General features: G+C 31.4%; 21 protein-coding genes. 14 read left to right on the top strand and 7 right to left on the bottom strand.

What is annotated here, in order from left to right; all coding sequences use genetic code 11:
- Window positions 1–15: 15 nt before the first annotated feature.
- A complete protein-coding gene (locus NNH57_RS20260; protein WP_074409550.1) occupies window positions 16–813 on the bottom strand; it encodes a DNA/RNA non-specific endonuclease in 798 nt (265 codons plus the stop codon).
- Window positions 814–1,572: 759 nt separating this feature from the next.
- On the opposite strand from NNH57_RS20260, the gene NNH57_RS20255 reads away from it, so the two are divergent.
- The 9 genes from NNH57_RS20255 (at window position 1,573) to NNH57_RS20215 (ending at window position 6,663) form a co-directional block, all read left to right on the top strand.
- Window positions 1,573–1,752 (top strand): hypothetical protein, encoded by a 180-nt coding sequence (locus tag NNH57_RS20255; RefSeq protein WP_074409549.1) that lies wholly within the window; start codon window positions 1,573–1,575, stop codon window positions 1,750–1,752.
- Between the two features lie 214 nt (window positions 1,753–1,966).
- Window positions 1,967–2,146 carry a hypothetical protein gene (locus NNH57_RS20250; RefSeq protein ID WP_132066207.1) on the top strand — a complete coding sequence of 60 codons (180 nt, stop codon included), beginning with the start codon at window positions 1,967–1,969 and terminating at the stop codon, window positions 2,144–2,146.
- Window positions 2,147–2,565: 419 nt separating this feature from the next.
- Window positions 2,566–2,745, top strand: a complete 180-nt coding sequence (locus tag NNH57_RS20245) for a hypothetical protein (protein ID WP_132066209.1) — start codon at window positions 2,566–2,568, stop codon at window positions 2,743–2,745.
- Between the two features lie 473 nt (window positions 2,746–3,218).
- Window positions 3,219–4,808 carry a vitamin K epoxide reductase family protein gene (locus tag NNH57_RS20240; RefSeq protein ID WP_108807954.1) on the top strand — a complete coding sequence of 530 codons (1,590 nt, stop codon included), beginning with the start codon at window positions 3,219–3,221 and terminating at the stop codon, window positions 4,806–4,808.
- A gap of 30 nt (window positions 4,809–4,838) precedes the next feature.
- Window positions 4,839–5,009, top strand: coding sequence for a hypothetical protein (locus NNH57_RS20235; protein ID WP_159099224.1), 171 nt, complete (start codon window positions 4,839–4,841; stop codon window positions 5,007–5,009).
- A gap of 283 nt (window positions 5,010–5,292) precedes the next feature.
- A complete protein-coding gene (locus NNH57_RS20230) occupies window positions 5,293–5,451 on the top strand; it encodes a hypothetical protein (protein WP_159099225.1) in 159 nt (52 codons plus the stop codon).
- Between the two features lie 56 nt (window positions 5,452–5,507).
- Window positions 5,508–5,666 (top strand): hypothetical protein, encoded by a 159-nt coding sequence (locus tag NNH57_RS20225; protein WP_159099226.1) that lies wholly within the window; start codon window positions 5,508–5,510, stop codon window positions 5,664–5,666.
- Between the two features lie 153 nt (window positions 5,667–5,819).
- Complete coding sequence (locus tag NNH57_RS20220) at window positions 5,820–6,020, top strand: hypothetical protein (protein WP_108807955.1); 201 nt, start codon at window positions 5,820–5,822, stop codon at window positions 6,018–6,020.
- A gap of 487 nt (window positions 6,021–6,507) precedes the next feature.
- Window positions 6,508–6,663 carry a hypothetical protein gene (locus NNH57_RS20215; protein WP_159099227.1) on the top strand — a complete coding sequence of 52 codons (156 nt, stop codon included), beginning with the start codon at window positions 6,508–6,510 and terminating at the stop codon, window positions 6,661–6,663.
- Between the two features lie 60 nt (window positions 6,664–6,723).
- On the opposite strand, the gene NNH57_RS20210 is transcribed toward NNH57_RS20215, so the two are convergent.
- Both NNH57_RS20210 and NNH57_RS20205 read right to left on the bottom strand, forming a co-directional pair.
- Entirely contained in the window at window positions 6,724–7,836 is a 1,113-nt protein-coding gene (locus NNH57_RS20210; protein ID WP_108807956.1) for an ABC transporter permease, read from the bottom strand.
- Between the two features lie 7 nt (window positions 7,837–7,843).
- Window positions 7,844–9,979: a carboxy terminal-processing peptidase gene (locus NNH57_RS20205; protein WP_074409542.1), complete on the bottom strand. Its 2,136-nt coding sequence runs from the start codon at window positions 9,977–9,979 to the stop codon at window positions 7,844–7,846.
- Window positions 9,980–10,237: 258 nt separating this feature from the next.
- Between NNH57_RS20205 and surE the strand changes: the two genes are divergently transcribed.
- The 3 genes from surE to lpxB all read left to right on the top strand — a co-directional run bounded on the left by surE (window position 10,238) and on the right by lpxB (window position 12,642).
- Entirely contained in the window at window positions 10,238–11,020 is a 783-nt protein-coding gene (surE, locus tag NNH57_RS20200; protein WP_074409541.1) for a 5'/3'-nucleotidase SurE, read from the top strand.
- Window positions 11,013–11,309: a hypothetical protein gene (locus NNH57_RS20195; RefSeq protein WP_074409540.1), complete on the top strand. Its 297-nt coding sequence runs from the start codon at window positions 11,013–11,015 to the stop codon at window positions 11,307–11,309. The genes surE and NNH57_RS20195 overlap by 8 nt, the downstream gene beginning before the upstream one ends.
- A 217-nt stretch (window positions 11,310–11,526) precedes the next feature.
- Complete coding sequence (gene lpxB, locus NNH57_RS20190) at window positions 11,527–12,642, top strand: lipid-A-disaccharide synthase (protein WP_074409539.1); 1,116 nt, start codon at window positions 11,527–11,529, stop codon at window positions 12,640–12,642.
- Window positions 12,643–12,646: 4 nt separating this feature from the next.
- On the opposite strand, the gene NNH57_RS20185 is transcribed toward lpxB, so the two are convergent.
- Window positions 12,647–14,857 (bottom strand): response regulator, encoded by a 2,211-nt coding sequence (locus NNH57_RS20185; RefSeq protein ID WP_108807957.1) that lies wholly within the window; start codon window positions 14,855–14,857, stop codon window positions 12,647–12,649.
- Window positions 14,858–15,089: 232 nt separating this feature from the next.
- Here NNH57_RS20185 and NNH57_RS20180 point away from each other — a divergent pair, with 232 nt between their 5' ends.
- Both NNH57_RS20180 and NNH57_RS20175 read left to right on the top strand, forming a co-directional pair.
- Window positions 15,090–15,605 (top strand): C40 family peptidase, encoded by a 516-nt coding sequence (locus NNH57_RS20180; protein WP_074409537.1) that lies wholly within the window; start codon window positions 15,090–15,092, stop codon window positions 15,603–15,605.
- A gap of 190 nt (window positions 15,606–15,795) precedes the next feature.
- A complete protein-coding gene (locus NNH57_RS20175; protein ID WP_074409536.1) occupies window positions 15,796–17,841 on the top strand; it encodes a ComEC/Rec2 family competence protein in 2,046 nt (681 codons plus the stop codon).
- 13 nt (window positions 17,842–17,854) lie between these two features.
- On the opposite strand, the gene NNH57_RS20170 is transcribed toward NNH57_RS20175, so the two are convergent.
- The 3 genes from NNH57_RS20170 to NNH57_RS20160 form a co-directional block, all read right to left on the bottom strand.
- Window positions 17,855–19,126, bottom strand: coding sequence for a serine hydrolase domain-containing protein (locus tag NNH57_RS20170; RefSeq protein ID WP_082994983.1), 1,272 nt, complete (start codon window positions 19,124–19,126; stop codon window positions 17,855–17,857).
- A gap of 489 nt (window positions 19,127–19,615) precedes the next feature.
- Complete coding sequence (locus NNH57_RS20165) at window positions 19,616–20,155, bottom strand: thioredoxin family protein (protein ID WP_074409534.1); 540 nt, start codon at window positions 20,153–20,155, stop codon at window positions 19,616–19,618.
- A 100-nt stretch (window positions 20,156–20,255) separates the two neighbouring features.
- On the bottom strand, window positions 20,256–21,806 hold the full coding sequence (locus NNH57_RS20160) for a peptide MFS transporter (RefSeq protein WP_074409533.1): 1,551 nt from the start codon (window positions 21,804–21,806) through the stop codon (window positions 20,256–20,258).
- Between the last annotated feature and the right edge of the window lie 6 nt (window positions 21,807–21,812).

Raw genomic sequence — 21,812 nt, 5'->3', positions numbered from 1 at the left:
CTAAAAACATCAATATTAAAACTTCCATCCTTGGGTAGCAGAAGAAGCTTCTAATTGGTTCTCTACTTTATCCTCTAATGATGTAAAAAAATCGATCCCTGTTAATTTTTCGATTTCGTCTACAGGCACAACAAAGTTTTTTAAAGGTGTTTTAGTATCTTTATGTGGTATCAAAAAAGCAATCATTTTTGGATTAGTGGAAGAATTATTAAATACAATTTTATAAAATTGTTTAGGCACAGAGATATGTTCATACCCAATTGTAGGAAGATCTTCTGATAATATACCACCTGTTATTATATATACTCCATCATACGCTTTGGCCCAATATCTTATTTTTTGTTCCAAATAATTCCAGATACCGCTATTAAACTCATGATTTTGAGGTGTAATGTTCGAAGTAAGAAATGTCTCTTCAAAGGCCTGATATGTAAATCTCCTATCACCAGCCGGACATAAATGCCCTCTATCATATCCAGATTTTTTGTAATTGCGCCAATCTGCAGAAGACGATTTTACTTTTCTATCTTCTTCAAAAAAAGGTCGCTTAAATTCATTTGTAGATAAATGTTCTTTTTTCAATTCATAAGCTACCCATTCTGCCTGTTCATGTTTTTCAGAATATGATAATGAATAAAAATCATGAACTATTATAGCTCCTGTGGTAGATGTCGGAAGGTAATAAAAGCCTAAATCAGTCGTGTTTTTAGTTTTCTTCTCTGTAAAATCATTATTTTCAATATACCCTTCAAAGTAATAAAACCCAACAGTGACTATAATAATCAACATTGGATACAGATATTTTCTATTCATTCTCATATCATTTTGAAAAAGCAAAAATAACAAAACAATACTATTGAATTTTAATAGTAGAGCATCTAATTAACATCCTACAAAACTTCATAAGATTGTCCTGATTTCTTGACTATTCAAAGAATCGGGATAACATACATCCACAACATACTAGTTTTATAAAACTATTAGAAAGCTATATGTTACTTAAAACAAATAGTAAAATCATAGAGACATAGACCTGAGTGTCTATAAAAGTTCGGAAAATTAAATCTTAAAACTTTAATTATGTTATCAAACATTTTAAATCTCTCCAATGGTAAAACATTGAACAAAAAAGAACAACAATCTATTAATGGAGGAAGAATAAACGTCAATTGCCAAGGTGATCCATGCATGGTAGACGGCCACGGTGCTTGTTGTAGTAGACTTTTTAAGTGCAAACAAAACATATGTCAACTCTATATATGAAGTTTTCCTTGTTAGAGGAAATTTAGGAGAGGGTGATTTTTTATAAATTCATCCTCTTTCATTATTCTCTATGTCAACACATCTGTGCCTTGTTAATATTTGTGATCTAACAAGAGATAGACTAAGGTTAAAAAATCCTTTTATATAAATTTAAATAGTACACCAACAAAAACATAAAAAATTATAACATACTAGTTTTTACAAAACTATTAGAAAGCTATATGTTACTTAAAACAAATAGTAAAATCATAGAGACATATACCTGAGTGTCTATAAAAGTTCAGGGAATTTTAATTCTAAAATTTAATCATGTTATCAAACATTTTAAATCTCACCAATGGTAAAACATTGAACAAAAAAGAACAACAATCTATTAACGGAGGGCATTATAACTGTGCTGGTAGAGCATGTAGAATTAATGGAAATGGTGATCCCTATTGCTGTGGAGGTGCTACCTGTCGTAATAATGTATGTGGTTATTGGACTTAAGAATTATAAACCTCTATCAAGGAGGTCTCTTTTGTAAAAATACTAAAAACCTTCTATTTATTTATGATTCGTTACAAAAGGTAATTTTTTATCAAACAAAAATAACTCAAAATCTATTCTGCTATTTCAAAACAAATAGTAAAACCATAGAGACATATACCTGAGTGTCTATAAAAGTTCGGGGAATACTATATTAATTTATTAAACTTTAATTATGTTATCAAACATTTTAAACCTTACTAATGGCAAGACATTGAACAAAAAAGAACAACAATCTATTAATGGAGGAAGAGCCAATAACTGTAATGGCAATCCATGTAGCAGTGGTAAAAATAATGTACCTTGTTGTGGAGGTACTACTTGCCAAAATAACTTATGTGGTTATTGGGCCTAAGAGAGTCATAAACCTCTAGTTTTTGGCTTATAAAAAGAGGATGGATTCTTAGGAATTCACCCTCTTTTACTATTCTCTATATCAACACATCGGTGTCTTGTTAAGATTCTCATTAATATCTGTGATCCAACAACATATATAACAAGATCAAAAAATCCTTTAATATGAATTTAAATAGTACACAAACAAAAAAAATAAAAATTATAAGATTGTCCTGATTTCTTGACTATTCAAAGAATCGGGATAACATAATGTTTATAACATTATAATTTCACCAACGCGATAATAGGCCTTTAGTAGTTACATCACTCTAAACAAGACTCACATCACTTTAAAACAAATAAGTGAAAACATAGAGACATATAACCTGAGTGTCTATAAAAGTTCGGGGGAATACATTAATTTATTAAATTTTAATTATGTTATTAAACATTCTAAATCTTACCAATGGTAAAACATTGAACAAAAAAGAACAACAATCTATTAACGGAGGAAGAAGACGTGGTTGTAATGGCGCTCCATGCAGTAAGGGAAAAAATGGCGTATCTTGTTGTACAGGTGCTAGATGTATTGACAATGTATGTGGCTACCCTGTCTAAAAAAACAATGTAGACTATATATAAAAGTTGCCATTTTTTAGTTAGGAAAAAAGGGGGTGAATTCATAGAAATTCATCCTCTTATACCACACCGGTTATTTATATAAACTTAATTTTTCTTCTAAAATTCTATTCCCTAAATTATAGATTCATACTATTCTAATACGCTATTACGGCTATTAAGAAAGCTATTTTTTAAAACTTTATAAAAGATTAACACTATTTACATCATCATATTTAGTTAATTCAAAATAAAACATAAAATACTTATTATTAGTGTTTTAAGTTCTAGACATCACAAACAAAACCAACACAAATATGGTTTAACCATATATTTTTTGAGTCTATAACGCCTCTTTTTACTTAATAAAATCTTTACTTTAGAGAAAATTTTATTCTAAAAATTAAACGATTTGTGGTATTTCTCTCGTTAAGAATGAAAATATCATACTAATAATCCTAAGCAAGATATACATGAATAATACTATTGAAAAAATTGTAGAAAGTGTTTTGGTCCAAAACAGAATTGGAAATTATACCAAAAAGGATCTGGAACTACAATTACAAATACACCCCAGTTACCCAAGTTTTCAATCTATTACAGATACTTTAGATTATTTTGATATTGATAATATCGCTGTAGAGATTCCTATGGATGCTTTGGATCAACTGCCCAAAAGTTTTATTTCATTAATCACGGTAGAAAATGCAGAGGAAATCGTTACGGTAATCAAAAAAAGTGATAGTATAGAACTTAAACACTCCAGCCTTAAAAAAAAGAAATTTACTTTTAATGAGTTTAAAGAAATTTGGATTCCCAAGGTAATTGCTGTTGAGTATAATGCCAAGCAAAAACTTATTTCTAATCAATCTCTTATTCAAAACGTATTACTTGTCGGACTAGCAGCTAGTTTAATTTTTGCTTTTTACGGTAGGTCCTGGGATATTAATCAAGCATTCTTTTTACTATTATCATTTACAGGAGTTGTTTTTAGTTTTTTCGCTGTACGAGAAAGTCTAGGCATACAGTCACAAGCTATGCATCAATTTTGTACATCGGTCGGAAATACAAATTGTGGGGAGGTTATAAACAATAATAGTGGTCAACTTTTTAAGAATTTTTCTTTAGCTGATGCAGGAATTGTTTTCTTTGGTTCTATGTCACTATATCAATTATTTTATGGTTTCAATAGTATATTACTTATCCCATCGTTAATAGGAATTCCGTTTATTTTATATTCTATTTATTCTCAAGCATTAATTGTAAAAAAATGGTGTGCAGTATGTTTGGCTATGGGTTCTATATCTCTTGGGTTAGCTATCATAGCCATACTTAATATTCCGTTTAATATCGATATTTCGGCTGTAGTTAGTTTTATAATGTTATCATCATTATTTGCTTTAGCTTATTTGTATACTAAAGAAAAAGTAAAAGAAAATAAAAAGTTTAAAGCCGATAACTTTAAGCTAAATCATTTCAAAAGAGATGGGCAGATTTATAACCATTTACTTAGTATTTCAGAAAAAATCGAAGATAATGCGACTATCCCAAATGAAATCATTTTAGGTAACCCCAATGCAAGCTTTAAAATTATTAGTCTTACCAATCCTATGTGTGGATATTGTAAAGATGCTTTTGAGGCTTACACGCGTGTATTAAAAGCTATGGGAGATAAACTTCAAATTAGTATTCGTTTAAATGTTAAAACAGAAGATCCCGATGATAAAGCTACACAAATAGCTCTTATCCTTTTAGAAATATATTATAGTAAGGGGCCAGATGAGTTTATTATTGCTTATAACAAGTGGTTTGCAGACAGAACTCATAGTAAATGGATAAAAGAATATGGCATCCCTCAAGACGTTCAAAATCATCTCGAAGTTTTGAAAAAACAATCCGAATGGGCTCAAAAAAACAATCTCTATTATACTCCTGCATCGCTTATTAACAATACATTATATCCTAAAAAATATAATTACAATGAGTTTTTCTACTTTATGAGTATGATGACAGAAAATCAAGAAGATACCGTTTCTGAGGTTCGAGAACCTCTTGAAACCTAATAAAAAGTTTTAACCTTAAAACCTGTTGATATGAATCAGATCACAAAATTGAAACATGCCAAACGCCTTTCTAAAGAACAACAAAAAGACATAGTAGGAGGAATACCTCCCCTTGTTTTTAAGAGAAGAGGTTGTAACCCTGCTTTAAGTTGCTGTTATCATAACGGCACCACATGGGTGCAAGGACCACCTTGTTTCTAAAAAATTATATTCAAATTTTAAAATAAAGAGATCTCCCAAAGAGGTCTCTTTATTTTTTTATATAGTCTTAAACAAATTCGGTATAAAATAGCATACTTCCACTTTTCATGATTAGTCAATTTTCAAAACCCTGTTTTCAGGGTGTTTAATTGTAAGGCTCGTCATTACTTTTGAAACTGAGTTCACTTTATAGTTAATAAAATTATGAAGTAAAGAATGCTCAGACCAGCACTCAGATGTCTATAAACTGTAGAGAAAGTATTTTAATTTAAAACTTTAAACGATGCTAAACAAAATTTCAAATTCTAACAAAATCGTACTTACCAGAACCCAACAAAAAATAGTTATTGGAGGAAAAAAGCATAAAGTAGATCCGCTTACAAATGAACCTATAATTGACTTAGACATATCTCAAGAGGCTCTTATTTCTGGACGCGTATAAGAGAGTTCTTTATCTATTCAATAAGAGAAATCATTTTAATTTTAAAACGTTAAACAATGCTAAACAAAATTTCAAATTCTAACAAAATCGCACTTACCAAAACCCAGCAAAAAATAGTTGTTGGAGGAGGAAAGGAAAAAATAGATCCACTTACAAGTGAACCCGTAATTGACTTAGACATATCCCAAGAAGCTCTTATTTCTGGGCAGATATAAATTACATTCTCTTTTATATAAAAGAGATTTTTTTACCTATAGCCCCTATTGATTAATCCTAAAAATCCGATTATACCATTGATCGTTAATTTCAAATTTAACCGGCTTTAATCAATGGCAAATAAAATTTAATTATCCAAAAATCAATAAATTATGATAAAAAAAATTCTAAAATTAAACGATGTTAAACAACTAGACAAAAGCCAGCAAGGAACAATTAATGGTGGTGGTCTAAATGATGATTGCAGATGCATTTATAGAGATTATAGAGGAATCCCAGTAATGATTCCTTCTCCATGTAATAGCTTATGCCCAGATGGCAGTACTCCTATAAGAAACGGGAATCAAAATTAAAAGTAATAAATCGTGTTGAGTCTTATATGCTCAACACGGTTTTTATCTTCTATTCTTTCGCATCTAATGCATCTCGAAGTGCATTTCCTATTAGCATAAATGCCATTACCAGACTCATAGTGTCTAATACCATTTCTGATTTAAAATCTCTTGCTAAAAATTGAGATTATCCTAATTAAGCTAATTTACAGAAAAGACTTCCTAAAGTATTCTTTTTACTCTTTATTTATCCATTCGATTGATTTCAATGTATATGAGTAAAAAAAAGCTTGAATCTATCATAAAACATGTAATCATTCAATACATTAAATAATGTTTAGTTTATGCATAGTAATTATCTTTAATATCATAGTATTACCAATAAAACTTGAGTTTCATAATATAAAAAATTGACTGCTATTTTGATTTACTATAAAAATACAGACACTAAAACCTCACAGGTCTATAAATATATTGAGGGAATATTAACTCTATAAAATCATTAATTATGTTACAAAGTATTTTAAATCTTGACACAGTACAAGAATTAAACAAAAAACAACAGCAAACGATTAACGGTGGTGGCATCCCGTGTAGAGGGAGATCAGATTGCCCTGATGATGATTACTATCTTTGTTTTATTGGTTATTGTCACCTCGCATAATAAAATATAACAAGTTTGTTATAAATCAGGAGCGTTGGAATTCAGTTCTCCTGATTTTTTTTACCCTTTCACATCTAATGCATCTCTTAGTGCATTTCCTATTAGCATAAATGCCATTACCAGACTCATAATACCTAATCCAGGTATAATGGCAAGATATGCTTTACCTAAGATGATATAAGAATAATGATCTTTGATCATCGCACCCCAACTTGGCATTGGTGGTTGTGCTCCTATTCCCAGAAAACTCAAACCACTTTCGATAAGAATAGCTCCTGCAAAGTTCGCTGCAGAAATTACAATTACCGGTGCTAAACTATTGGGTAGTATATGTTTTGTGATAATTCTAAAATTGGTAAATCCTAATGCTTTTGCAGCAGTCACATATTGCATTTGTTTTACGCTTAATACCTGTCCTCTAACTACACGAGCCACTTCTACCCACATGGTTAACCCAACCGCAATAAAAACCTGCCAAAACCCTTTTCCCAGGGCCAAAGTAATAGCAATAACCAATAATAATGTAGGTATTGACCAAGTAACATTTATTAACCACATGATCATAGCATCTACTTTACCTCCGTAATATCCAGCGATAGCCCCTAACGATATCCCAAGAATCAGTGAAATTAGCACAGCCACAAAGCCAATAGAAAATGAAATCCTAATACCGACCAACATTCTACTTAACAAGTCTCTTCCGTATTTATCGGTACCCAGAATAAAGGTCTGTGTTTCTATATAGGTATCTGTAATTTCTTGCGTTGTTAATCCTTTAGGAAAACGTTCAAATTTGATTTCTTTTGACAGTTCTATAACCTCTCCCTCACTATAAGGGGAAATTTCTATTGTATTATTTTGTATGGTATATCGGTCAATAGGGATCTCTGTATCTGTATTTTTTTCTCCAAAAAAGATTTTATTTAAAAAGGATTGATCAGATACGTCCTGAGAAGGAATAGTGAGCATTTTAACTTCAAACCCGGGAGGTTTAGAATGAATAGATAAATGCATCTGATTTGCATTCTGAGAATCATCGGGAGCCAATACATAAGCAAAAATCGCTATAATTGCACAAAGAACAATAAAATAAAAACTCAAGACGCCCCAAAAATTCTTCTTGAATTTTTGGAGCGCCAGTATACTTAAAGAGTTTGATTTTGCTTTGGGCATTAATATATTAATTCTTTACCGTAAGTGGATTTTTAGATCTTCGAATGTTATTAATCTTCAAATCTTCAAGAACACTAATTGCCTCTTCTACATACACATCTTTACTAAGGCTTTCATGCCATCTTTTTCTTTTTTCAGTTAGAATCGAATCCTTTTTCATCAATTCTTTTTCATAAGGTAAAGATTGAAAAGTTAAATTAGTCTTATAATCACTAATCGCATCAAAACGCTCTGCTTGTTTCTCGTTAAGTGCAATATTTAGCTTATACTTACTAAACTGCAAAGAATATTTATTTATATCTCTTTTTTGTCTAACCCACTTTGCATTTTCTTCAATTAATTTTAATTGATCATTTTTAGACATTCTTTCTTTACTGTTATTGATGGTTTGATCAAAATCGATATAACCATCCCAAAGATCATAATCAGCAGCAGCTATTTTATCCCATGGTAGTGGATTTTCCTGGTCTTTTTCGCCAATATCAATATAACTATAACGATCTGGAACTACAACATCACTTTTCACACCTTCTAATTGTGTCGAACCTCCATTTACTCTATAAAACTTCTGAGTAGTCAGTTTTAAAGCTCCCAGATCTCCAAAGTCATTACTACGCATCCATCTATTAAGATCCATTACATTTTGAACAGTTCCTTTACCATAGGTTTGTTTGCTTCCTATAATGATTGCTCTTTTATAATCCTGCATAGCAGCAGCTAAAATTTCTGAAGCAGAAGCAGATAATTCATTTACCAAAATAACTAATGGACCATCCCAAAGTATATTTCTGTCTTTATCACTTAAAACTTCTGGAGATTCTCCTTTTGTTCTAACTTGTACTATCGGACCTTTTTCAATAAATAATCCTGCAATATCTACTACGGTTTGCAAAGAACCTCCTCCATTATCTCGTAAGTCGATTACCAAACCATCCATATCTTGTTCTTTAAGACGGATAATTTCTTGTTTTACATCTTTGGCAGCATTACGTTGATTATAATCTTGCATGTTAAAATAAAACTTTGGCAAATTAACGACACCAAATGTTTTATCATTCTTTTTAACTATAGATGATTTTGCATATGTCTCTTCGAGCTCTACAACATCCCTAACAATCTCTATAATCTCGATAGTGCCATCAACCTTTTTTATTGTTAGTATTACTTTTGTGCCTTTTGGGCCCTTAATTAAACTTACAGCATCATCAAGGCGCATTCCAACAATACTTACAGGCTCTTCTTCATCTTCCTGCTTTACTTTCATGATAAGATCCCCTACTTCAACTTCATTACCTCTCCAGGCAGGACCTCCAGAAATAATCTCTATTATTTTTACATTATCATTTTTCTTTTGTAATCTGGCTCCGATTCCCTCTAACTTTCCTGACATTGCAATATCAAATCTATCTTTATCCTGGGGAGCAAAATAATAGGTATGAGGATCAAATTCTTCTACAATAGAATTAATATATATCGAAAACCAATCTTTTCGTTCTAAATCATCTGCAAATTCAAAATACTCTTTTAGTGAAGTTTTTGTGATTTCACGAGATTCTTTTTCTAAGACAATCGAAGTTTTACGACTATAATTACTGTTTTTGGTAACAGAATCTATTTGCTCTTCAACTTTATCATAATAGCTAGATAATGCATTAAATTTAAGTTGCAATCTCCAACGATCTTTCATTTGACTTTTACTCTCTACATAAGGTAAGTTTTCATAATTTGTATCGATGTTTTCGTCTTTCTCGAAGTTAAAAGGTTGTTCCAGGATTTCTTTATGCAACGTTCTAGCCTCTGCCATTCGTTGTTGTAAACGATCATAAGTTAGGTTAAAGAAAGTTATTTCTTTATTTCTGATTTCATCATCAATCAGTTTTTCAAACTTCCTAAATTCTTCAATATCACTTTTATAAAAATATCGTTTCAGAGGATCTAAGGCATCAACATAATCAGAGAAAACTTCCTTAGAAAAATCATCATTTATATCCTTTGCATCATAATGTCCTTTACCTAAGACATAACTTATTAAATCAATTAGCAATTTATCTTTATCAGGATCATTTTCAGCCTTTGTGGTAAAACTGCAAGAAGCTGCCGAAACGATCACGGTAAGCATCAAAATCAAAAAACTCTTTTTCATACGCTCATTTAATTTAGGGATTCAAGGCAAAATACATTAAAAATCGTGCCAATAACACGTAATAATACTAAATTTTTCTTAAATGAGCTAATATTATTTCTTACTCTTTATTCTCATAAAATTCCATCTGTTCATATTTATTGTTTTATAATTTTTTAATGAAATATTTATCATTACTATTTTAGTAGATATTGACTTTTTAGGAATTCTTATTTCGTATAAAAAAAGTGTATTTTTACAGTCGTAAAATTTTAAGCTATGCCGCAAAAAAGACCATTGATTTTAGTCACTAATGACGATGGGGTTACTGCCCCGGGAATACGTGCACTTATAGATGTTATGAATGAAATTGGTGATGTTGTGGTAGTTGCCCCAGATAGTCCGCAAAGCGGAATGGGTCACGCTATAACAATTAATAGTACTCTCTATTGTGATCCTGTTGTTATTAATAAAAATGCTCCACAAAAAGAATATAGTTGTTCGGGCACTCCCGTAGATTGCGTAAAAATGGCATCCCGCGAAATCCTTGACAGGAAACCTGATTTATGTGTAAGTGGTATTAACCATGGCTCAAACTCAGCAATTAATGTAATCTATTCGGGTACAATGAGTGCCGCTGTCGAAGCAGGCATTGAAGGAATTCCTGCTATTGGATTTTCATTACTTGATTATAGTATGGATGCAAATTTTGAGCCTTCGAAGAAATATGTGAAAATTATTGTAGAAAATGTCCTCAAAAACGGATTGCCAAAAGGAGTAGTTCTTAATGTGAATATTCCAAAATTAACCAAAGAAGACATAAAAGGTGTAAAAATATGTCGCCAGGCGAATGCCCATTGGGTAGAAGAGTTTGACAAGAGAACAAACCCTATGGGAAGAGAGTATTACTGGCTTTCTGGGGAATTTATTAACGAGGATAAGGGTGAAGATACTGATGAATGGGCACTACATCATGGCTACATCTCTATAGTACCTACTCAATTTGATCTTACTGCTCATCACTTTATACAAGAACTAAACAATTGGTCACTACATGATTAAAAAAGAGATTATTATTGGTTTTACAATCGGTTTACTTATGAATACTATAGGATTTATCTTATGTGTATTTATTTTTTCTGCACTAAGCTCTCAAGAATTATCATTTACTGAAATGATAAAGGCTTCTGCAGAGAATGACTCTTTAGGAAGCTTAATTGCTCTAGGAGCGATGCCTAATTTACTTATTTTCTTTCTTTTTTTAAGAAAAAATAATATATATCGAGCTCGTGGCGTGCTTCTTGCTACGCTTATTGCGGCTATTTGTATTGCAATTAGTAAATTTGGGTGATCTTAAAAAGATAATATCATATTTTTTAGATAAAATCGATAACCAAAATGTTAGTTTTTGATACTTCGGAAACATTAAATTTGTAGTTGTTCGATATTTTATCTGCCCTTAAAAAAATTAAAAAACATGAAACGAGCATGCTAAAAACTTTATCACTCCAAAGGAATGATTAATAGTGAACAGCATGTGACTTTTGAAAAATAGTAAATATAAACACATGAAATACTACCTCATCGCAGGAGAAGCATCTGGGGATTTACACGGTGCAAATCTTATGAAATCAATTCTTAAAGAAGACCCTCAAGCAGAGTTTAGATTCTGGGGTGGGGATCTTATGCAGGCTGTTGGTGGATCGATGGTAAAACACTATAAAGATTTGGCGTTTATGGGGTTTGTAGAGGTTTTATTAAACTTGTTTACTATCCTTAAAAACCTAAAACTTTGTAAACGAGATATTACAAGTTTTCAGCCAGATGTGATTGTATTTATAGATTATCCGGGGTTTAATTTGCGTATTGCAGAATGGGCTAAAGAAAAAGGGTTCAGAACACATTATTATATTTCTCCCCAGATATGGGCCTGGAAAGAAGGAAGAATAAAATCTATCAAACGATGTGTAGATATGATGTATGTAATTTTACCTTTCGAAAAATCTTTTTATGAAGACAAACATGAGTTTCCGGTTCAATTTGTAGGACATCCATTAATTGATGCTATTGCAGATCATAAGCAAATTATGCCCGAAGCCTTTAAAACTGAATACAATTTAGATGATCGACCTATTATTGCTATACTTCCGGGAAGTAGAAAACAAGAAATTCGTAAAATGCTTGAGGTTATGCTTACTGTTGTAGACGATTTCCCTAATTATCAATTCGTCATTGCAGGAGCACCAAGCCAGGAGGCTTCTTTCTATGCTCCCTTTATTAAAAAACAAGGAGTTCACTTAATTATGAATCGAACGTATGATTTATTAAGCCTTAGTAATGCTGCCTTAGTAACTTCGGGTACTGCAACCCTGGAGACTGCCTTATTTAAAGTACCAGAAGTTGTATGCTACAAAGGGAACTCTATTTCTTATCAAATTGCAAAACGAATTATTAACCTTGATTATATTTCTTTGGTAAACTTAATTATGGATAAACCTGTTGTAACCGAATTAATACAAGGTGATTTTAATCCTAAAAGGCTTAAAGAAGAGCTTACCATAATAATTGATGATTATAAAAGAGCAGTTATGTTTTTGGAGTATTATGATCTCGAAAAAAAGCTTGGCGGTAGAGGGGCTAATGATAAGACCGCAAAATTAATTGTAGAGTCTATAAAAAATTGATTTTCTATTTATCACAACACACCATAATAGTTTCGTAAAGTAATTCTGGATCTACTGGTTTATTAAGAACAGTGTATATTCCTACTTCATTAAATTTTTCTCTGTTCAATTTCTCGGATATTGCTGTTAATGCAACTATAGGTATTCCTTGATCAAATTGTTTTATATATTTTGTAGCTTCAAAACCATCCATTTTTGGCATCATAATATCCATCAAGATCATAGAATATTTATTTTTCTTAACCATATCTACTGCTTCCTTTCCATCATTAGCAGAATCACAGTAAAAGCCATAATTTGAAATTATCTTTTCTGTAATTAATTGATTTACCTTATTATCTTCTACCAATAGAACATTAATCCCTTCTGGTGATTCGTCATAACCGTTTCCCGAGAACATATTTTTTTCTATTACTTGTTCAGGAACATCAAATTTCATGGTAAATAAAACCAAAGTCCCTTTTCCTGGTTTAGATTTTAAAATGACATCACTTCCTTGTAATTTCAGTATTTTTTTTACGATCGACAACCCTAGTCCCGTACCTCCATATTTTCTATTGATTTTAACTGATCCCTGATGAAAAGCTTCAAAAGCCTTACTAATTTGCTTTTCTGACATGCCTATGCCGGTATCTCGGATAGAAAACTCTATTTCTGCTTTATTATCTATTTTCGAAACCAATAAGGCCTTAACATATACATCTCCGTCTCTCGTAAATTTTAAAGCATTATCCAATATATTTAAGAAGATTTGAGAAACCCTAAGAACATCTCCCTTTAGGTTATCAGGAATATTACTATCAATTTTTTTATGAATTTTATTATTATTATCCTTCATTAACACAGAAGAATCCACTAAGCTATTCAATAACGTTCTTAGGTCAAATTTCTCATTTTTTAGTTCTAGCTTTCCTTTTTCAAGATCATTTAAGTGGATTACATCAGCAATCAGGTTTAATAAATAATCACTAGACAAGTTGATTAACTTCATTTGATTTACCTGATGTGATGTCAATTCTTCTTTTTGCAGTAAAAATGTTGTGCCTTTTATTGTATTTAAAGGAGTGAGAAGCTCATGAGTAACCGAATCTAAAAACTCTGACTTCGCTTTTAGTGCTTCGTCTACTTTTTGATTGGCTTCTACCAATTCTTCATAATTCTTTTGGAGTAATTTATTTATTTTCGTTTTATATAAAGAGACTCTGTATTGAATTATACTCATTAGAATTAATCCGAGAATAATTATTACACTTAACAAAATGATATGGCCTCTATTTCTTAATTGTTCTGCTTTTAAATCATTTTCTAGTTTTATCCTTTTATTTTCTTCTTCTTTCAGGTTTAATTGATTTGATAGTGCAAGTGCTGTACTTACTTCTCTTGTTCTTTGAGCATAGTATTCTAAAAGATTATTGAAGGATTGACTATAAAAAAGCGCTGCATTTTTATAGTCTCCAATTTTTTCATAATACAACCCTTTACCAGAATATAATCTTCCTTCAAAGTTCAAATCTCCAGAATAAGCAGATTTTTCCCTTTCAATAGTGTCAAAATAACGTTCTGCTTTTTCAAATTCTTCTAAATTGATATAACTTTCTGCCAAAAAAAGATTTAAATTTTTCCTTCTATCCTTTTTGACCTTTGTTTTTTTTATTGCATTTAACGATTTTAATGCGTGCTCAATGGCTTCGTTCCACCTTTTTACCATCATATATCGTGAACAAAGATTGTAATTGATATCAATCACATCTTTAGGTTTTCCATACTTCCTTAATAATTGTTCTGCAATAAGGTAAGCTTGATACCCCTCTTCCTTTTTTCCTTGCATAGATTTATGCACTCCAAGCCCTTCATAATACAGCCCAAGCTGCCTGTTATTATCTATTTGTTTAATGATTTTTAGATTTTTGGCCAAATATTCTTCAACTCTAATGGTATCTCTTTTATCCAGAAAAAAATCCATTTTCTTTCTATTAATATGAATCTCAAGCAAGGGGTCATTAACTTTTTTTATCAATTTTTCTGCAAGCTCTAAAAAATAGATTCCCTTTTCTTTTCCTTCTGTTGTTTGCGTTGAAAATGACTTTGAAGATTCTTCTAAAACCTCCCTTATACTATCAGAACTCACCTCTTTATCAGTAACTTGCGCTGTTAAAGAAGTAATAGCAAAATGTATTAAAAAATACATACTATATGGGAGTACCTTCAATTTCATCTGAAGAATATTAATAAGTATTTAACTAATAAGATATTAAATTATATTGTCTTTTACTCTATAACCTTAGATAAATACCGCAAAACCCGTAATTACAGCATATAAACAATAATTTATACTAGGATAAAACGCTTATTTATAACAATAAAAAAAATTAAAAGCCTCTTAAACAATTTTAAACTCATTAAAGGTTTGACCAAAAACATGTATTTTTGTTATAAACCCAAGTCTAATGAAAAGAGTAATCTTTTATCTTTTAATTATTACAGTTTTAACTTCTTGTGGAAGTTCTTCTAAAAACAAAGCAGTTATATCTTCAAAAAATAGAACTACTGTTAAAGTCAAAACAACCAGAAGTCCCAACTCCAAAAAAATTAAAAGTATTGTGAGTTATGCTAAAACTTTTGGTGGTACTCGGTACAAATTTGGAGGTACTACAAGGAAAGGAATGGATTGTTCTGGTCTGGTATATACTTCATTTAAGAAAGAGAATATTATTCTTCCGAGAACTTCTAGGACAATGGCTACCCAAGGTAAAGCCATATCATTAAAAAAGGTAATCGTTGGTGATTTACTTTTTTTTAAAACCAATAAAAGAAAAAATGTTATTTCTCATGTCGGGCTTGTCGTTGAAACCAAAGGAGTCATTAGGTTCATTCATGCATCTACATCAAGAGGGGTTATTATATCTAGTCTTGATGAGAAATATTGGAACAAATGCTTTGCCGGCGCCAGAAGAGTTTTATAGCCAACGGTATTTGCTTAGTAAATAAATCATTCTCTTAATAGATTCTCTCTCCTTTCTGAACAGCATTGTTTCTACTTCTTCTTATTAATCCCAGTTCCGAAAAATGAAACTAGGGTCTCTTATCATTGTACTATGAACGTTTTTGAGTAATTAATAATTACTCAATATAATCCTTTATTAAGTCTCTAATGTGAAACTCATTAATATTCCTTTTATAGTCATCACAATTTCGACCTTACTTGGCATACTCATAGGGTATCATTTGACTATTGTTCCTAAAATTGTAGTATTAAGTTTCTCAATCTCTATATGTATACTTGGCGTTTCATGGAAACGATCAAAAAGGATGTTTAGCAAAGGGCATTCTTTTGTTATTATAACGGCGATTGTTTTCATCATTTTCGGAATCGCTTTAGTCAAAATCCACAACCCAAAGAATTATTCAAACCACTACAGCAATCACATAAATCTAAAAGAGCAACCCTATGATATAGGGATTCAATTTTACATTAAAGAACGATTAAAACCTTCATCCTACTATAATAAATACATTGTATCTACCAAATTTGTAGATGGCAAAGTTGTACATGGTAAAATAGTACTTCAGGTCACAAAAGATAGCACACAAAATGTTTTGGATATAGGCAATACATATACCACATTTACCACATTAAAACCTATTCCTCGTGCTTTAAATCCATACCAATTTGATTATTCAAAATATTTACACGCTCAATACATATCTCATAAGATCGTTGTATTACCTCATCAGCTCATTGATAACCATAAAATCGAATATTCTCTGGGTTATGTAGCAAATCAAATCAGAAAAACCAGTAATTTAAAACTATCTAAATACAATTTTAATTCCACACAGTTATCTATTATTAACGCTTTGCTTTTGGGGCAAAGACAAGATATAAGTCAAGATGTTTTTGACAATTACAGAGATGCCGGAGCTATTCATATTTTGGCAGTATCAGGACTTCATGTCGGAATCATTTTACTCCTATTAAATTTAATCCTAAAACCTCTAAATAGGTATCATAAAAACGGAAAAGTAATCAAATTAATTCTCACTATTTTATCACTTTGGTGTTTTGCAATTATCGCGGGGTTATCCCCATCAGTACTTAGGGCAGTCACTATGTTTTCTTTTCTTGCTATAGGAATAAAAATTAGATCCAAAACAAGTATTTACAATTCATTGTTTATTTCTCTGTTTATACTCATTTGTTTTAATCCTTTGCTATTGTTTTCGGTAGGGTTTCAATTAAGTTATTTAGCAGTCTTTGCGATAGCCTGGATACAACCACTATTATTTAAAATATATAAGCCTGAGTTTTATCTTTCTAAAAAACTTTGGGAAATATTTACAGTAACTATGGCTGCTCAACTTGGATTATTGCCACTCACATTATTATATTTTCATCAGTTCCCTCTTTTGTTTTTTATTTCTAATCTTATTATTCTTCCTTTTTTGGGAGGTATTCTTGGCTTTGGTATTTTGGTCATTCTACTCGCTTATCTAAATATTCTCCCTGGACCTATAGCCGCTTTATTTGGTAATTGTATTGACATCATGAATATTATTATTGGATGGATAGCTGACCAAGAAAGTTTTGTTATTAAAAATATTCCTTTCTCGACCAGTATGTGCATCATCTCATACCTAACTATTATTCTTTTGGTCATGATGTTCAAAAAATTTGAAAGGAAAAAATTGTACGCGTTAGGAGTATCAATAATTACACTGTTCTCTGTTTTGATATATGAAAAGTATACTATTTCGAACCTAGAAGAATTAATTGTATTTCATAACCAACGTAATACTACTTTAGGGATCTTAGAAAACCAACAATTTAGGATATACAGTAAAGATTCTATTGCAGTAAAAACTCAGCATTTTTTATTTGGCAATTATCTTACTAAGAATCAGGCTACTTTAGATACGGTTATGCAATTAAAAAATATCTATCAATATAAAAAACAAACGATTATGGTTATTGATAGTACTTCAATCTATCATATCAAAAGCTTTTATCCTGATATTATTATTTTGTCGAATTCCCCAAAAATTCATCTGGATAGAGTAATAGATAGTTTACATCCAAAACAAATCGTTGTAGATGCGAGCAATTACAAAAGTTATATCGATCAGTGGGAAATCAGTTGTGAAAAACAAAAAATCCCTTTTCATCGTACAGACAAAAAGGGAGCCTTTATATTAAAATAAACTTTTAAAAACTTTATAGCAATACTAAAGATTCTTTTAGTAATTGATCGTTCTGAGTAGTCATTATCTCCTGTATCATTTTATAGATTGTCGGTATACAATCTTTGGCCAATTTATTTTGACTATTAAAGAGCACACAGATTCCTAAATCTTCGTTAGGGTAAATTGCTATTTCACTTCTATAGTTATTAACACTTCCTCCATGATGTACAATAGTACTTGGTTCTTTAGTATCAGCATCTACAAAAGAATGTACACGCCACCCCATACCATAGGAAGACTTTGAATACCCTGGCCACTTTTGATAATACTGTCTTCTTCCTCCTACTTGTATTTTTGGGCTAAACACAGTACGCATTGTATTAGGCATCATTACTTCTGGATTATTCCCAAGCAAAAATTTCATCCACTTGCCCATATCTGTTATACTTGCATTAATCCCTCCTGCAGCTATGGCATTGTTATAATACTTTTTATTAATGCGTTTAGAACGCCACCCATGCCGAATACGCTGATGTGGTTGTGCCACATTATCAGACTCCTTAAGAGCTTCATAACTTGCCGAAGCAGTAGTCATTTGCAGAGGTTCAAAAATTCTATTTTGAATAACTTCTCTTAACGACTGACCAGTAACTTGCTCTATTACCTTACCACTTAAGGCAAAAACAGCATTTTGATAGCTATATATATTACCCGGTTGTTCGATAGTACGTACCTCTTTAAATTTGCTTGCAATTCTTGTTATAGATAATCCATCTTCTACAAGATTGGTAAAGCTATGGTATGGTAAACCTGCAGTATGAGACAACACATGGGATAAAGTTACTTTCTTTGTTTGTTCTTTACTAGCCAATTGAAATTCTGGAACATAATCTACAATTTTATCTTCCCAATTTATTAAGCCTTCTTCTACATGAATCCCGGTAAGAATACCTGCAAAACCTTTAGAAACCGAGCCAATTCTAAAGATGGTTTCTTCATTAATCTTGTCTTTTAAAGCGATATTCCTTTTACCATAACCATCTACATAAATAATAGAATCACATTTTACAATGGCAACAGCCGCTCCTACAATTTGATGTTGATCTATTGCCTTGTTAAAATACGCCTGGATAGAATCTGCCAATCGTTCTTTATCTGAATTCGGAAAATAAATTTCTGCTGGTTGGGATATTTGAATAGCTTGAGATTCTCGAGGTAATTCTGGTTGTTCTGCTGAAACAAAAGAAAAAAGTAACGCAATAAACAACATAGACGGGACAGCTATGACTAGTATTCTTTTCATAAGTAGGTTTACAATTCAAAAAAGTATAAATAAAATCAAAAAAGCAATTACAATTTATAGAGTAGGTATTAAAATTGAATTAAGCTAGATTAGTTTTATTTTCATTTCGTGAATCAGATTTGGGTATTATTTTAGGTTTATTATTAACTAACGAATGGATCTTCAATTAATTGTATTATCCTTATTTAGGATCAAGACTAATGCATTTTGAATTGACTTAATTCTATGAATACAAAAGCTGGTTATACACAAGCTTAATATCGAAATCATTCTCAATTTTTGAATTTGAAAGAAAATCTTTCGTAAAAACAAAAAAACATCCTATTTGAATGTTATTATGGCCAATTTACGATAAAAAGACAGAAAAACAAGATAAAATACACAAATCTATAAATAAAGATGTTTTTTGTAGCTAATTGTATTCATAAAAAAGTCTCCATTTTGATCGTATGATCAAAATGGAGACTTTTAAAAATATAGTAATCTGTATTAATTCTCGAAAGTACTTACAAAAGATCGCTCATATTTCTGCCATGCATCTGTACTGGTTAACCTTTTATAATCATTATTATGGATCATCTTAAGATATATCTCTAACTGTTGTGGAGTTTTATAACCCACCACAGGAGCAATAAGGTTTCCTTTTTCATCAAAAAATACCATACTAGGATATCCAGTTATTTTGAGTGCGTTTGCAAAAAAATGTTGACTGTTTCTTCCTTTCCTATCCGGATTATAATTTGGATTGGTATAGGTAAAATCATTGTATTTTATTTCTTCTGTTCCTTCTGCATTAAACTTTACTGCATAGTAGTTCTTATTTACATAAGAAACTACATCCTTATTATGAAATGTTTTTTTGTCCAAAAGCTTACAAGGCCCACACCAATCTGTATATACATCCATAAAGATCTTTTTAGGTTCTTTTTTCTGAGCCTCTAAAGCATCATTCATAGACATCCATTTGATTTCTTGTGCTTGAGTGTAAAAGCTTAGCAGAAATCCAAAAATAAAAAGTAGGTTTTTCATAAATCCAAAATTTTTATAACTAGTCGGAAACAAAAATCATTCCTTATTAAAAATTCATTTGCCTTTGGGAAGCAAGTAAAGTTATATATTTTATTGCACACTAATGCACTCCATGCATCATTTTCTTCATTTTTGAAGTAATTAAAATTAATATTACTCCAACAGCTATAGGAACTATAGTAAAGATCAAAAAGAAAGCTGACATTGAATATTTATTGACAATCACATCAATATAACCTCCTACAAAACCAGCTAATTTGTTACCAATAGCAATAGCCAGATACCATAGACCAAACATTAATCCTATTTTTTTTGCTGGTACTAATTTTGAAACATAGGATAACCCAACTGGAGATAAACATAATTCTCCCATAGTATGCAATAAATAAGCCACAACTAACCATATCAAACTAACAGATGCCGTCTTTGCTCCCTGAGGAATCGATGCAGAACCCCATGCGAGCATTCCGAATCCTATACCTAATAATATCATTCCTAATCCAAACTTCACAGTGGCAGAAGGATTATACTTACTTTCCCATACTTTAGAAAATAAAGGTGCAAGAGTAATAATAAATAATGAGTTCAAAATTAAAAACCAGGATGCAGGAATTTCAGTTGTTTCCTGTGGAAGAATTACAGAAAGTTTCCACAATGCAATTGCCCATACACTTAAAAAACTTACTCCCAAAACAATATTGGATAATGATATTTTTTTAAACGTTTGGGCAAACAGTTTAAATAAAACCCAGGTGATAACTCCTAAAGGCACAATCGTTATTAATGTATCTACTATTTTAAATATTGATGCAGAACTTCCACTTAATACACGTTGCGTAAAGTTATTTGCAAAAATAGTCATAGATCCACTGGCTTGTTCAAAAGATGCCCAGAAGAATACTACAAAAAATGCTAAGACCCCTACAACAATGTAGCGATCTCTTTGTACATGAGCAGGCACTTTTTCTTCAACTTCATCTGGCATGTTTTCAATAGCATCTGATAAATCTATTTTTTTGGATGGCTCTACTCCTACATTCTCAAAAATACTTCTACCAAACCAGAATTGTAACATCCCGAGCATCATAAAAATACCCGCTAAACCAAATCCCCAGGCCCAGCTCAAATTCTCACCTAAGAAACCACAAAGTAAAACACCAATAAATCCACCAGAGTTTACACCCATGTAGAAAATGGTAAACGCCCCATCTTTCCTTTCGGGAAACTTATCATAGAGGCCACTAACCATAGATGTAATATTGGGCTTAAATAAGCCACTACCTATGATCAAAAGCCCTACACCTATATACAGTGTAGTCTCTGTTTCTAATGCCATTGCAGCATGCCCCAGCGTCATTACCAGAGCACCTAGCGCAACTGCTTTTTGATATCCTGTAAATTTATCAGCAATCCACCCTCCTATAACAGGAGTTACGTAGACTAAAGAAGTGTATGTTCCTAAAAGAGCCAGTGCTCTTTCATTAGACCATTCCCAACCTCCATCTGCAAAAGTAGAGGTTAAAAATAACACAAAAATTGCGCGCATTCCGTAGTACGAAAAGCGTTCCCACATTTCTGTGAAGAATAATACATATAATGCGGGTTTATGACCTAATAGACTAAAGTCATTTGAATCGTCTTGAACCGTCATAATATT

Origin of the sequence: Aquimarina spinulae (assembly GCF_943373825.1) — a bacterium.
In the GTDB taxonomy this organism is placed as follows: domain Bacteria; phylum Bacteroidota; class Bacteroidia; order Flavobacteriales; family Flavobacteriaceae; genus Aquimarina; species Aquimarina spinulae.
The sequence above is the reverse complement of the archived record's forward strand: the minus strand, read 5'-3'. Positions and strand labels throughout refer to the sequence as shown.

Coding starts and splice junctions, on each gene's coding strand:
- NNH57_RS20260 (WP_074409550.1), bottom strand. CDS start 813: ATGAATAGAAAATATCTGTATCCAATGTTGATTATTATAGTCACTGTT.
- NNH57_RS20255 (WP_074409549.1), top strand. CDS start 1,573: ATGTTATCAAACATTTTAAATCTCACCAATGGTAAAACATTGAACAAA.
- NNH57_RS20250 (WP_132066207.1), top strand. CDS start 1,967: ATGTTATCAAACATTTTAAACCTTACTAATGGCAAGACATTGAACAAA.
- NNH57_RS20245 (WP_132066209.1), top strand. CDS start 2,566: ATGTTATTAAACATTCTAAATCTTACCAATGGTAAAACATTGAACAAA.
- NNH57_RS20240 (WP_108807954.1), top strand. CDS start 3,219: ATGAATAATACTATTGAAAAAATTGTAGAAAGTGTTTTGGTCCAAAAC.
- NNH57_RS20235 (WP_159099224.1), top strand. CDS start 4,839: ATGAATCAGATCACAAAATTGAAACATGCCAAACGCCTTTCTAAAGAA.
- NNH57_RS20230 (WP_159099225.1), top strand. CDS start 5,293: ATGCTAAACAAAATTTCAAATTCTAACAAAATCGTACTTACCAGAACC.
- NNH57_RS20225 (WP_159099226.1), top strand. CDS start 5,508: ATGCTAAACAAAATTTCAAATTCTAACAAAATCGCACTTACCAAAACC.
- NNH57_RS20220 (WP_108807955.1), top strand. CDS start 5,820: ATGATAAAAAAAATTCTAAAATTAAACGATGTTAAACAACTAGACAAA.
- NNH57_RS20215 (WP_159099227.1), top strand. CDS start 6,508: ATGTTACAAAGTATTTTAAATCTTGACACAGTACAAGAATTAAACAAA.
- NNH57_RS20210 (WP_108807956.1), bottom strand. CDS start 7,836: ATGCCCAAAGCAAAATCAAACTCTTTAAGTATACTGGCGCTCCAAAAA.
- NNH57_RS20205 (WP_074409542.1), bottom strand. CDS start 9,979: ATGAAAAAGAGTTTTTTGATTTTGATGCTTACCGTGATCGTTTCGGCA.
- surE (WP_074409541.1), top strand. CDS start 10,238: ATGCCGCAAAAAAGACCATTGATTTTAGTCACTAATGACGATGGGGTT.
- NNH57_RS20195 (WP_074409540.1), top strand. CDS start 11,013: ATGATTAAAAAAGAGATTATTATTGGTTTTACAATCGGTTTACTTATG.
- lpxB (WP_074409539.1), top strand. CDS start 11,527: ATGAAATACTACCTCATCGCAGGAGAAGCATCTGGGGATTTACACGGT.
- NNH57_RS20185 (WP_108807957.1), bottom strand. CDS start 14,857: ATGAAATTGAAGGTACTCCCATATAGTATGTATTTTTTAATACATTTT.
- NNH57_RS20180 (WP_074409537.1), top strand. CDS start 15,090: ATGAAAAGAGTAATCTTTTATCTTTTAATTATTACAGTTTTAACTTCT.
- NNH57_RS20170 (WP_082994983.1), bottom strand. CDS start 19,126: ATGAAAAGAATACTAGTCATAGCTGTCCCGTCTATGTTGTTTATTGCG.
- NNH57_RS20165 (WP_074409534.1), bottom strand. CDS start 20,155: ATGAAAAACCTACTTTTTATTTTTGGATTTCTGCTAAGCTTTTACACT.
- NNH57_RS20160 (WP_074409533.1), bottom strand. CDS start 21,806: ATGACGGTTCAAGACGATTCAAATGACTTTAGTCTATTAGGTCATAAA.